Source organism: Flavobacterium indicum GPTSA100-9 = DSM 17447, from assembly GCF_000455605.1.
Classification (GTDB): domain Bacteria; phylum Bacteroidota; class Bacteroidia; order Flavobacteriales; family Flavobacteriaceae; genus Flavobacterium; species Flavobacterium indicum.
In genome coordinates, this window is sequence record NC_017025.1 from 309,173 (window position 1) to 322,606 (window position 13,434).

The following is a 13,434-nucleotide window of genomic DNA, read 5'->3' on the forward strand; positions in this document are numbered from 1 at the left end:
TAAACCCGCCATTTTGCCAAACTGCTGTTGTGCGATCGCCCTTTTGTCCATTCATTTATTTAAAACGTATTTGCAGATTAAGTTTGAAATATAATTGTCCGTTTTCTTCATAAACTTTCCCAAATTCGTGTCGAGTACTACTTGCAGTTTCTAATTTAGTATTTGAATATAAATAATCTTCAAATTCATTTCGGTTGTAAATATGATAACATAAAACTTCTCCGTTTTCTTTTACAACTAAATATCCTCCAGTTGCATCTAATTCTCCTGTCCAAACTTTTGATGGCATCATTCCCAATGCAATGTCTGTAAGAAAACGTTTAATTTTGTATGAATAAAATGGATGATTGGTTTCTAAATTGTAGTCAAGCGGATTTGTTGTCGATATTTGATTTGTTAGTTCAATTGTTGTCGAAAATGTTGATGTATAAAATAACTTCAAACTTTCTGCAATTATTTTTGGTAAAGCACTATCAATAAGAATAAGATTGTTTCCAAAAATTGAACTTTCTGTTTTCTGAAATTCTAGACTTCCTCCAAATTCTGATATTTTTTCAATTCTGTCCTTGATTTTGCTTCTTGTTTCAATTGCGTTTATCTCGGAAATTTGATTTTGAGTTAAAGTCAAATTTTGAATCTTAAAAATGAAATTTGTGGTTTTCCCTGCATTTAATAGAGTAGAAGCACCGCCAAGTTGTGATTTTATACTAAAGCCAAGCTCTGGATTTGTTCCAGTTCTTAGGTCGTGAATTACAATTCTTATATCACTTTTTACAGATGATTTTGCTTTCAGCGAATGGCTGTCAAAAGAGTTGATGAAACTTTCAATTTCTGGAATTGAAAAAGTTGCATTTGTTTTTTCTTTAAGTTTTGTAAGCAAAAAATGAGCTTGTTTTTGAAACTCTAAAACGGAAATTCTTATTTCTTCTTCACCGTTTTTTACAATTACTAAATCATTGTCATAACTGAACTCAAAAGTTCCATTAGTTTCATCACGAAGTACTTTGATTATTGGGAAAATCAAAGTTTCTATTTTGTTTAAATTGCTGTCACCTGCAAAAAGTTGTTTGTCAGAAATGACCTTTAAAAGCGTATAAACTTCGCTCCATTCTCCTTTATTTCCTGTTATCATTTCTTAACTTCGATTAGCTTTAATATTTCATTTGCAGTTGCTTGAATAGCTGGAACGGCAACGGAGTTGCCGAATTGTTTATACGCAGATGCGTCAGCAACTGGAATTATAAATTCGTCAGGAAATCCTTGTAATCTTGCCCATTCTCGTGGTGTCATTTTACGAATTCCTTCACGATTTACAGTTCCTTTTATATGAGTTGTTGGTGTAAAATCTGTAATTCTGTGGTCTAAAACCAAGTTTCTTTCTCTTCCCATCCCTCCACAAACTACAGCATTTGCAATTTCATTGTCAGAAATAATTGCATATCCAAAACCGTTTCCCTTTCCTTCGTGTCGTGCTTTGTGATTAACCAAAGTTTGAACGTATTGAGTAGAAAGAAAATATTTTGTTGCTGGTACTTCCTTTTCTTTGATGTCTGCAAAAGTTATTTTTTTGTCCAAAGGTTTTGGGTAATTAAATTCAGTAACATTTGTACTTGGATGAAATCCAACAATATAAATTCGTTCTCTATTTTGTGGAACGCCAAAATCTTTTGCGTTAATAATTTGCGGTTCAGGAATAAAATAACCTAAGTCGTTTCGTAAAACATTTAGAATTGTGGCTAAAGTTTTTCCTCCGTTATGGTTTCGTAAACCTTTTACATTTTCAAGAAAAATTGCTTTTGGTTGTTTGCGTTTGATGATTTCGGCAACGTCAAAAAACAACGTTCCTCTTGTATCTTCAAATCCTCCACGTTTTCCAGCAATTGAAAATGCTTGACACGGAAAACCAGCACAAAGCAAGTCAAAACCGTCTGGAATAAATGCTTTTGTTTCTTCTTTTGTGATGTCTCCAAAAGGTCTTTCTCCAAAATTGGCTTTATAAGTTCGTTTGGCATCTTTGTCCCACTCACTTGTGAAAACGCATTTTCCGCCAAGGTTTTGCATTGCCAAACGAAAACCGCCAATTCCAGCAAAAAGGTCAATAAATTTAAATTTAGGATTTTCAACAGGTGGAAATGGAATGTCAAAAGTGTCAAAAATTCCGTATTGCAATGCTTCTTCCGCAACAATATTTGAAATTTCTTCTTTTGGGTATTCGTATTGTAAAATTTCTTTTGTGTATTTTACAGCATCTTTTTTGAAAAATTGAGAAACACCATTTTTGCTGTTGTGTAAAAAATGAGTAATAACCGCTTCCTTGTTGCTTTCAAGTTCAACAAGTTTTACTTTGTATTCTTTTTCAAATACTTTTTCAAGCGATATTTTCTCTTTTAATTTCATTATGATTTTTCAAATTATTTTAAGATGCTAAAATACAAAAATTATTAGAAATGATTTTCGTCTATACCTGATTTTGTTGTCAGCTCAATGTTTGCGGTCAGTTCGGTTAGGGTGTCGCACAACGTTCCGGCGCTTGGCGAGGTTGCGAACTTCGGAACCGATTATTTTCTATCAAAGATAAAATTTCTTGCGAGAAATAAACGTGAATTTACTACAAAATTCGCAATCTTGCCAAACGCCTGTTGGCAGATGGTTTTTATTTTTAATTAGTTCCGTATTTTATTCCGCAATTTTTAAAAAACTCTTTTAATAAGTCATATTTCTGAGTACATTCTTCCCCTAAATTTATTTTATTATCATTTGTTCTATATCCTGAGCATTCAAAACAAATTTCAATAAAACCAATTATTTTATTTTCTGAGTTGTAAAATAAAACAGCATTTCTTGGCATATAACAACCAGTTATTGATCTAATATTAGATTCACTTTCATAACCATAATTATAAATTATATCGGTAAGCTTATTAATTTGTTCAAAGTTTAGAACTTTAATTTCATCAAATTTATTTTCAATTATAGAATCTTTTTTTGCGACAAGTAAGTTTAGATATTTTTGTAAATCTTCACCTACTATTCCTTCTTCTTTATTTTTATATGATACAATTTTAATTTGAGAAGTCAAATTATAAGGAAAGTTTGCAAGTCTTTTTTCTAACCTTATGTTTGAGTTTTTTGCGCAATTTAGTTTTTCAATTTCATTTTTATATTTTTTTTTCTTGGTTTGTGAAAAAGAAACATTACAGGAAAAAATAATAAATACGATTAATAATATTCTGTTTATAAGTTTCATATTTTCTTTCAATTTCGGTTTTTCTAAAATCTCTGCCAACGTTCCCTCGCTTGGCGCAGTGGCGAAATCCAAAACGAGTATTACAAATATAAATTAAAGTTTGATTAAACCACAAAAATTTCTGATAAAAACTAAACGAGCCATTGCGCCAAACGAGTGTTAGAGTACGTAAACCGACATACAGTTAAGAACACAAAGTATTTCAATTCCAATTTTCCGATTCTATTTCGCATTTCAGGCCTTAAGATTCTGAAAACGAAAAAATCACATTACCGAGAAACGTGATCCGTTGGCTTGCTCAAAGTAAGTTTTCGGTTTGTTTTTCCGCTTACAATTCGAAAGATTTTCGATTTCGTTATTCTACAACGTAAACACATTTCAAGCCTTAAGATTCTGAAAACGAAATACACTCATTACCGAGAAACGTGATAAGTTGGCTTGCGTAAAGTTGCGTTTCGAGATTCATTTCGGATATAAAATGTGTTGTGAAAAGGAGAAGTGAATTTAAAGAAATAGTGCTTTAAAAACGTGAATTGGTTTATGCACCATAACGTTCCGGCGCTTGGCGAGGTTGCGAAATTCGGAATCGAGTATTTTCTGTTAAAGATAATATTTCTTGCGAAATATAAACGTGAATTTACTTCAAAATTCGCAATCTTGCCAAACGCCTGTTACCAGTAGTACTAATTACTATTTGAGGAATGTTTATTTCTTTCGATCTAATGTTTTTTTGTATATCCTTTTTAAGTAATTTGAAAACATATTTTGGTTTTAGTTAAGTTAATGAACAAAAATTTTATATTTTTTTTGAATAGTAAAAAAACAAAAAGTAGTTATTGGCGAAGCCAATAACTACTTTTTTAAATTTTATTTTTTTTATTCTACAATTATTTGATGACTTTCTACTTGGTTATTGATATATATTTTCAGAACATATATCCCTTCATTTAAATTTCTAACATCAACGGAACCTCTATTGTTCATAAATTGTACAAAAGCTTTAGATTGCCCCATTAAATCAAAAAGTTCACCAGTAATAATATTACTTGAAGGACTATTGTCATTATCTCTTAAATCAATATGAACAACATTATGTGTTGGGTTAGGAAAGACTTTATAATATTTGACAGTTGAATTGTTTGATTGACGAAATAAGTTTAGCCAATCTAATTCAACCATAGTTGTTCCACAAGCATTTGTTGCATAAGCAAAAACTTTATCAACACTATTTGGATTTGCACGAATAGTAAAGAAACTTCCTGGAGTATCGAAAATAGTAACTCCATCTTTTATACCAATAAATTGAGTGCTTGTAATACCTTGTTGGTTAATAGTTAAATTTGGTTGATCACTTACCATTTCTAAAGTAGATTTTACAGGCTGTGGTTCAAAGTAATTATATTGTAGGTAAAAAGATGGTTTGCCTACCCAAACGTTTTTAGTTACAGTTTGACCATTTTGAAATGTTGCCGTAATTGTACCTTGACCATTTGAAACTTGTGAAACTGTAATGGAATAATCTGTAGTTGAAACAATTTGTAAATTAGGAGAAACTGACCAAGTTGCAGAACTAGGTAATTTACAAATATCTGAAAAAGTATATGTGACATTAGTATTACATATTAATTCAGCACCAACAAGTAAATTGTCTTGCATTGGAAAACTTGGAGCTTGTGGAATACCATCTAATTCTTTAAAAAGCCAATCTATACCTTCTTTTGTAAATGAAGTATGTTCTGTATTACTTGCCGTGCCATAATAGCTATCGAATGGTGTTTGCTTGTTAGTAGGGCAAGTTAAATTGGTATTTAATGGATTTCCCCAATTTTGATTTGGATTTAAATGACCAATTGCCGAAAATGTTGGGATAAAAGAATGATTTTCAATATAATCTCTAGTTTCTTGTCTAACACCAGCATCACTCAACCCTTCAGATACGGCTTCTCTAATATATTTTGCAGTTCTAAAATAACCACCAGGAACAACGTCCATACTTCCTTTAACACTATTGTTATTAACTTTCAAATTGTATCTTGGATGAGAAAAATCAATATACCAATGATTAAAACCAATATTAAAAGTGCTATTTTGTCCATCACCTTTAAAAACTGTTCCAGTTTGATATGAAGCTGGCATAAAGTTATCTTGTAAACGTAAAAGTGTAACGGTTGAGTTTTGAAATGGCCACAAACCTCTTGCATAGCCTCTCATATACAAGAAAGTTTGCTGTTCTGAAGCATCTTTTTTACCTGTTAAAGAACCATTAACCATTGCAATCTTTCTAAAACTAGTATTGGAAACAGGATAACCATTTGAACCTGCTACACCGTTAGAATTTAGGTTATTGTAATAAGTTGTAAAAAAACTATTTCCATTTAAGTAACCTGTTTCTCTCGCATTTTGAAACTGACTTATAATTTGTTGTTTTCCTGCCACAGAGTTTAATTCTTCATAATATTGAATTTTAGCAGGTTCTTTTCCTAATCTATCCGCTAAAAACCAAATATTTGCTTGAGCACCTACTGGAATATTTGCTCCCAAATGTGGACTATCTACACTTATCCATAAACGAGCATTGTGTTTCCATTCTACTAATCCAGTTTCAGCAAATTTTTTCTCCATATAAGCAAGTGCAAAACGAGTAATTTGTCCGCCCATACTTGGGCCAACCAATACTAATTGTTGATTGCTACCCGCCAATGTTTGATTTGGTTTGACATAATTTTTTATAAATGAAACCAATGTCATTGCATTTCGCTCAATATAATCTGCACCACCATCAACAGTTACAGATTGCCCAGCTACATTGGTAGAGGTATAAGTAGGATTGTTTATTACTATTACATCATAGCCTTTTGTACGAAGTTCTGAAATTAAATTCTTTACTTGAGGTAAGCCAGTTGTTGAATTAATAGTATTATAATTCATTAAATCTTCTAGTGATTCGTGTTTTGTAGGATTAAAAACTCCATTATCACCATCATCATTGTTTAGCACACAAGTTGGGTCTTGTTCACAATCACAATCTTGTACTTTTCGTTTGTCTTTAGGATCAAAACCATCTACTATAATTATGGGTTTTACCATTTGTTTTGCAGTATTGTTATAACCATAAAATATAGTATATTCCGTTTTTCCATATATAGGAGAATTTTCTGTATAACCTTGAAATGGTAAGGTAGATGTAAATGTTCCTTTGTCTTTTAGTAGTTCATAACAAGATGAATTAGTATTGTTTGGAGCTAAAGTTTGTAAATCGGAGTCGTATTTCACATAAATTTTACCATAGGTTTCCAGAGTGGTATTATCAGAATAGGTAATAGTGAATTTTAGTGATTTCATACCGCTATCTGTATAATTTACTGTTTTTGTTGGTACTACAATTGTACTATTAGAAATAATAGTAACAGGACTACTACCGTCAATAAAATCAACAACTAATGTTTTTATAGTTGTTGTTGTATTATTCAGGATTAGATTATTTTTAAAATTAAATTGAAATGCACTTCCAGTAATAAATTCTTTTAGAGGTGACATAATACTTATTTTTTTACCTATAAAGGAAGGTTGTCCCACTACAGCTACAAATTTTCCTGTACTTTGATTGAAAGTTACTCCTCCTGCACTAGGATTTTCTTCATTAAAATTGAGTTTATGAAAAGTAGTATTAATAATTCCTACATCAACAGAATTATTTGAAGTTGTAGTAGCAGTTCTGTTTTTTAGTTCAGTTAAACTAATAAACTTTGTTTGGTCTGATGCACGATATAATTCACTTAATGCTTGTGCAAAGTGATTGCTGTTAGATATATTACTGTCGAAAGTGTTATAGTTTATTATGTTAGCAAATGTGGTTACTTTGTCTATCAATACACCCGAAGTTATTTGTGTGGTGTTTAAGTTGGAAAGCATAACAGGCCAATTAGGCAAATTTTCTGTTTCTTGAATGGTTTGATTTTCTTGTGCCACTATATGAGATAGTTGAATACAAAAAATAAATGTAAAAAGAATTTTTTTCATAATTTTGAATTGAGTTAGAATTTAGTTGTGAATAATTATTTTTAATTCGTTTTTGAAGAGGCAATTGCAGTTGCCTCTTTTTTTATCTATTATTTATTATATTCCCAGTTGCTAAATGAATTTAGAAAGGTAAGAGTTGCAATGATAAATATTGGAGGCATCACAAGAGCAGCTGTTTTTCCCAAACTGAATTTATTGATTTTTATAATATCGTTTTTATTGATATTTAATTCTTTATTTAGATAAAAACCTTTGATATTTTCATCTGTTTCACTAATAAATTTAAAATGTCTAATAGTGCCTAAATTTTTAGTTTTGATAATGTATAATTTATTTTCTTTTAAAACGGAATAATCTTGTTTGTTGGTAGAATTTACTTTTGTTGTAATACAAGAATTTAGCATAAGTAAACAGAGCAAACAATATAAAATTGTATTTTTCATAATATATTTAGTTTTTAAGGGAATGGATGGTTTGGCAATGTATTTAAATTTAAATCAAACCTACCATCGGTTATAGTTATAAAATCATTTGGATTATTGTAGCGAACAAACTTTCCTGAAAAATTACCTGATAATATCCAATTTTGGGTTAGGCTACCTTGGAATTTAAATACATTAATAATTCCTTGATCTTCAACAGAACCGTAATATGCATAATTATTAATATTACCGTCCCAAATTTTAAAATAGATATGATTATTTGGAGTACTGTCAATTTGATTGTGAAAATTACTTTGTTTTAAGTTGTATTGTGAAGTGCCAATGCTTTGTAAATTTTGTAAATGTATAATCATCTGGAAACCAGTATTACTTGCGCCATCTACAACTTCAATTTCATTCCAAGATACATTGTCAGGTGCGCCCCAAAAAATCATACCTTTTGCCGTAGGTCCCACACTAACACCAGTGGGGTCTCGTGGAATATATACTTTTCCATTTATGGTCACACCAAAAGTATTAGCTCCTGTTTGTGTTTCTGGAGGTAATGAAAATGTTGGATCTTTTGTTGTGTTATCGTCTTTATCACAAGCTGTAAATGTAATAAAGGATAAAATGTAGATAAGTGTTTTCATAGTTTGTTGTTTTTTATTGTTTTCAATTATAGTAATATTTTGTTATGAATTAATATTTATGCGCAATTTTGGAGGTATTACTGGTAACGTTTTGCAGCTACCCGAAGGGCGGGACTTTTACAACAAAACTTGATTTGAAAAACTAATGTTTGATTAACCACCAAACTGTCTTTGGAACACGAAGCCCCGCCTTTTGGGTAGGTGCTGTTATATGCTGTGTTTCTCATTCTTTGGTCTTGTTTTATATATTGTCCAGTCAATGACAAAAATTATGGTCGTCACAATTCCAGTCAAGATGTATGATGTAGCTGCATTCATATAGTCCTTTTCACCACCATGATAACTATTAAAGTCGTCAATTATGTATTCTTTAATGTATAGAAAGACAAGTAAGTTGTAGCATAAAAACACAAGTCCCCAAGTCAATTTGGAATTGATTAGCAAGTGTAATGTCAAGGCTATTGTCGGGGGCCAGAATAGATATGCGTATTGAATTCCAACAGCACTTTCTAAGAATGGGTAAGCAGTTGCATCATGAAATAATGCCAATGTCCAAATTAAGAGTCCACATATGTAAAAACCCTTGATGAAAATCTTATTGTCAAATAGCTTTCTTAACATTTACAGTGTCTTTAACATAGCATATAACGTTTTGCGGCTACAAGTAGTGGCGAAAACCATTACCAAGCCATAACAAATATAAACTTATTTTAGAAAATTCGGAGAATTTTCGGAATATTCCTGAACTAGCCATTACTTGTAACCGCTGTTATGTGCTGCTTTTATTATCATTTATAATAATAATACCAATTACTTTCATAATTTTTATCAAAGTTTTCTTTACTATCTAAGAGAATATTGAACTTTTCTCTTTTGAAATACCCAAACTCATTATAAGTTTCTAATATATCAAAATATTTGTCAGCCCAAACTTTTATAGTTTCACTGTTTTCGTAACTTTTGACTTGTTCGTCTGTGTATAAAAAGAAAGTAGTTCCTGAAAAGCATTTTGAAATTTCCCAAAGGTCTTCACAATTTAATTCTGCCTTAAGTTGCTCAATTTGGTCTTGTGTAATGTTTTGATTTGCTTCATTTTTTGCAATCGGCTCAAATGCACTAAAATAGACTAATATTTTGTCCGTTTGATATTTACTTTTTTCGGATTTAGTCCATAAATCAAAAAGTCTTTTATTTTTAATAAGACCTTGCTCGTTAATTGACTGCTTGAATTTATCCGCAATTAACTTCTGTTTCTTGCTGTCAAAATTCACATGACCATTGTTTTCGTTGAAGCTTTGCTTTTCGTGATAATGTTCAAAATAAATTCCAATTCTTGGTCTTGTCCCTCTATCAATTGTGTCATACACAATATTGATTGTCCTAACTCCAAATGTTTTATCAATAAAGTCAGCAAGAGGTTTGAATTCTGGATTCAAATTCTCTTTTCCAAGCATAATTTGTTTCGTTTGTCTATATTCTTTGTCAGAAGGACTTATCATTTTGTTTCTGTCGTTTTAAAGTAGCACATAACGTTTTTGGGCTTTGCGTTCGGGCGGGTTTTGAAGCACAAAACTGTCAACCAGCACTGAACTTGAATTGAAGCACAAAGCTCCAAGTTTGCACGTCAGCCCGCCTGACGCAAAACCCATGTTAGCGGTGGTTTTTTCTTTTATGTTCATACTGTCAAAGTTAATAAATGTCCAACGTGGTCGCTTAATTTTTTGTTTGTGTTCCAAGTTTCAATTTCTATATGCTTGTTCTCTATAAAGTCGTTGCTTAAAATAATATGGTCAACTGTGTCGGCAATGTTTGCGGTTGTATTTGTTAGTCCGTAAGTTGTAAATGCGTCCAAAAGTATTTGTCGAGCCTTATTACTTGGCCAAGGTCGTCCCGAAAATGTTACGTTCAAGTCGCCTGCAATACAAACCTGTCTGCCGGGAAATATCTTTTCAAAGTCTGCAAGTTGTCCGTTGAGGTCGTTATCGAAACGTGGTTGTCGGTTTGCAAAAACTCCAATAATTGAACCGTAAACTGTCAAAAGTCCAATCGGAGTTTCAATGTCTGTGCAAACAGTCGTGTAACTGTCAAAAGTTTTGTGTTGAGTTGCCGCCTTATACTTTGTCAAAATACTAACTCTGTTTTCGCCAACGTTATATTTTATGCCGTCAAATTCGGTCGGCAAAAGGTCTGTTGAAATGCAACTGTAATTATCAAGTTGAATTAATGAATTTGTTTCTGTCAGCACTAAAATGTCAGCATTTATGTCAACCAACTTGTCAAGAATGAGTTGATTTTTTCTCTTGTCGAGTCGCTCTAAATTCCATGTTGCTATTCTCATTTTTGTCAGTCAATTGTCTATGCTTACCGTGTCTCGTAAAATCACCGCTAACGTTCCGGCGCTTGGCGAGGTTGCGAGTTTCGGAACCGATTATTTTCTGTTAAAAATAAAATTTCTTGCGAGAAATAAACGTGAATTTACTACAAAATTCGCAATCTTGCCAAACGCCTGTTATAAGCAGCCTACTAATTTAGTTTCATTTCTTCCTCAAATAGATAACTATTTTTATCAATTTTTATTTTTTCAACATAGCTATCAAATTTTGGGTTTGGATTTTTTATTATTGCAATGTAAAGATTCCTCGAAAGAGTTTCTTTTCTAAACTTATTTTTCACTTTAATTGTTTTGTCAAATAAATCAAAAGTTTCCTTTTCGTCAGGGAAAAAAGTCAAAGTTTTGAATATTATTCTCCATTTTGGATAATTGTAATATTTATCTTTCCATTCTTTTTTGAAAACTTTAACTACTAAATTATATAAACTACTATCTGGAAATTTTTGAATTGCTAATAAACCATAAGTTTCCGTATCTTCATTTTCAAAATAACTCAAGATTATACTTAAATCATTTTTGTTTTGATACTTGGCAAGTTTTATCAATGATTCAGGGAACTTTTTTTCGGTTGCAATTTTTCTAATTAATTCATAATTATCGATATTTTCTTCTAGTTCTTTTATTAGACCATTTTTATAACAAGAATTTGAATTAACATCATGTAAAATTAGTTTTTCAATATATTCAACAAACTCAGTTAAATTTTCTGAATTGCTTTTTCTTAATTTTGCTATTAAAATAGGAATGTATGCATCGCCCAATTTAGTTATGTAAAAATCATCAAAATTAAATTCTATTGGAGTTTGATTATTTAAATTATCCAGTAATATTTTTTTTCCATCTGATATGTTCAGTTCGCATAATAAATAGAAAGAAGTTAAAGCAACTGAATTCGAATTATTTTCAAGTTTTTCAATTAAAGTACTTTTATAAAGTGTCGAATTAATCTTTTTAAGATTTGTAATATTACTTAGATTTACAACACTATCTAAGATTTTTATGTAATCGATTTCTATTTTCTTATTTACTTCAATTTGTTTTGAGATTTTCTCAATTTCAAAATCTAAATTTTGAGCAAAATTCAATTGAAAAAATAATAAAAGAAGAAGTTTATAGTACGCTTTTCTCATAGGTTGCTTATAACGTTCCGGCGCTTGGCGAGGTTGCGAGCTACGGAACCGATTATTTTCTGCTAAAGATAAAATTTCTTGCGAAATATAAACTTGAATTTACTACAAAATTCGCAATCTTGCCAAACGCCTGTTAGCGGAAGTTTTTATTTTTCGATATCAATTAAAACTATTTTGTAGCCAAATTTTATTGCCGCTAAATCGTAAATTACAGCATTTTCTATGTCAGCCTTAATCAGAATTGAATCATTTTTTATATACAGACTGTCAGTTCCTGCTCCCCAATCAGCTTCATAAATTCTTTCTGTTTTGTTCCATCGTTTATTAGTAATATCACAAAATCTATGACCACTTGTAATTGTACTTATTGTGTAACGTTCAATTTTGATATCTTTATTTTCAGTTACTTTTATTTTCAACTTTTCGTCACAGGAAGAAAATAATATCATGATAATAATCAAAGGAATATAAATTTTTAGTTTCATAGTATTTTCTTTTTTCAGAAGTGTCTCTTAAAATTACCGCTAACGTTCCGGCGCTTGGCGAGGTTGCGAGTTACGGAACCGATTATTTTCTATCAAAGATAAATTTTTTGCGAAATGTAAACGTGAATTTACTACAAAATTCGCAATCTTGCCAAACGCCTGTTAGCCGTTGTATTTATACTCTTTTAGAGGAATTAGTTTGTTGTTTTTCCAAGTTTCTATTTTGTCAATTCTTCCATCTTCTTTGTAAAAATAGTGTTTTTCAATTGGTTTGTCATTTTTGAACTTACCTTCATATTTTACATTTCCATTTTCATAGTATTCTCTGTAAACTTCATTTTTAGAATTGTTAATTAGAGTTTTTTCAATTTTTAAAAAGCCGTTTTGATAATACTCTTTATAATATTCAGTTTCAATATCATTCTCTTCTTCGATAATTCTATTTTCTATTTTCAAATCTCCATTTTCATAAAATTCTTTATGAAGTGTCGTTTTATAATTCCGAGTTTTTTTGAAATTATATTCTATGTTTTCGGTTTCTTGAATAATTCCAAGTTCATTATAATATTGAGAAGATTTAAGTTTGTCTTCAAAGTAAAACTCTTGAGTTTCTATAATTCCATTTTCATAATAAACATAAAAGTTTCCTTGTCGTAAGCCGCAGTGAAAATTTGAAACGCTTTTCAATTTTCCATTTTCGTAATATGTTTTAAGTTTTCCATGTCTTGTTCCCAAAGTTAAGCTATCCGTTTTTTGTCCAACTCCGCAACCAGCATGATAAATTTTGGTTCTGTTAGTTTCATACTTACAATCTTTGTAAAACCCTTCAACTTTTATATTTCCATTTTTGTAATATTCTCTGTAAATACTATCAAGTACATTGTTTTTTGCGTATCCTTCAAATTTTAGATTACCGTTTTCATATTTTTCAATGACCTTTTCTTGCGAATATATTTCACAATAATTTAGTAAAATTAGTAATATGAATATTTTCGGAAAATTCATTTTTTGCAGATTTTTCGTAATATAACGGCTAACGTTCCGGCGCTTGGCGAGGTTGCGAGCTTCGGGACCGATTATTTTCT

Annotated in this window: 11 protein-coding genes; all 11 read right to left on the minus strand. The window is 30.8% G+C overall.

The genetic code is table 11. From position 1 onward, the window contains the following. Window positions 1-55: 55 nt before the first annotated feature. The 11 genes from KQS_RS01350 to KQS_RS01410 all read right to left on the minus strand — a co-directional run bounded on the left by KQS_RS01350 (window position 56) and on the right by KQS_RS01410 (window position 13,354). The gene (locus KQS_RS01350; RefSeq protein WP_014387411.1) at window positions 56-1,132 is read right to left on the minus strand and encodes an HpaII family restriction endonuclease; all 1,077 of its coding nucleotides are present in this window, start codon (window positions 1,130-1,132) and stop codon (window positions 56-58) included. After that, window positions 1,129-2,397 (minus strand): DNA cytosine methyltransferase, encoded by a 1,269-nt coding sequence (locus KQS_RS01355; protein WP_014387412.1) that lies wholly within the window; start codon window positions 2,395-2,397, stop codon window positions 1,129-1,131. Before KQS_RS01355 ends, KQS_RS01350 begins: the two co-directional genes overlap by 4 nt. Window positions 2,398-2,659: 262 nt before the next feature. Continuing rightward, on the minus strand, window positions 2,660-3,259 hold the full coding sequence (locus KQS_RS01365; RefSeq protein WP_157868377.1) for a hypothetical protein: 600 nt from the start codon (window positions 3,257-3,259) through the stop codon (window positions 2,660-2,662). Between the two features lie 864 nt (window positions 3,260-4,123). Continuing rightward, window positions 4,124-7,267 carry a T9SS type A sorting domain-containing protein gene (locus tag KQS_RS01370; protein WP_014387414.1) on the minus strand — a complete coding sequence of 1,048 codons (3,144 nt, stop codon included), beginning with the start codon at window positions 7,265-7,267 and terminating at the stop codon, window positions 4,124-4,126. An 89-nt stretch (window positions 7,268-7,356) separates the two neighbouring features. Then, window positions 7,357-7,710 carry a hypothetical protein gene (locus tag KQS_RS01375; protein WP_157868378.1) on the minus strand — a complete coding sequence of 118 codons (354 nt, stop codon included), beginning with the start codon at window positions 7,708-7,710 and terminating at the stop codon, window positions 7,357-7,359. Window positions 7,711-7,724: 14 nt separating this feature from the next. Next, window positions 7,725-8,342 carry a hypothetical protein gene (locus KQS_RS01380; RefSeq protein WP_014387416.1) on the minus strand — a complete coding sequence of 206 codons (618 nt, stop codon included), beginning with the start codon at window positions 8,340-8,342 and terminating at the stop codon, window positions 7,725-7,727. Window positions 8,343-9,130: 788 nt separating this feature from the next. Continuing rightward, window positions 9,131-9,841, minus strand: a complete 711-nt coding sequence (locus KQS_RS01390) for a hypothetical protein (RefSeq protein WP_014387418.1) — start codon at window positions 9,839-9,841, stop codon at window positions 9,131-9,133. Window positions 9,842-10,017: 176 nt separating this feature from the next. Then, entirely contained in the window at window positions 10,018-10,680 is a 663-nt protein-coding gene (locus tag KQS_RS01395) for an endonuclease/exonuclease/phosphatase family protein (protein ID WP_014387419.1), read from the minus strand. A 185-nt stretch (window positions 10,681-10,865) separates the two neighbouring features. Next, complete coding sequence (locus KQS_RS01400; protein WP_014387420.1) at window positions 10,866-11,864, minus strand: hypothetical protein; 999 nt, start codon at window positions 11,862-11,864, stop codon at window positions 10,866-10,868. Between the two features lie 146 nt (window positions 11,865-12,010). Beyond that, complete coding sequence (locus tag KQS_RS01405; RefSeq protein ID WP_014387421.1) at window positions 12,011-12,349, minus strand: hypothetical protein; 339 nt, start codon at window positions 12,347-12,349, stop codon at window positions 12,011-12,013. A gap of 162 nt (window positions 12,350-12,511) precedes the next feature. Continuing rightward, window positions 12,512-13,354 (minus strand): toxin-antitoxin system YwqK family antitoxin, encoded by an 843-nt coding sequence (locus tag KQS_RS01410; RefSeq protein ID WP_014387422.1) that lies wholly within the window; start codon window positions 13,352-13,354, stop codon window positions 12,512-12,514. Window positions 13,355-13,434: the final 80 nt, after the last annotated feature.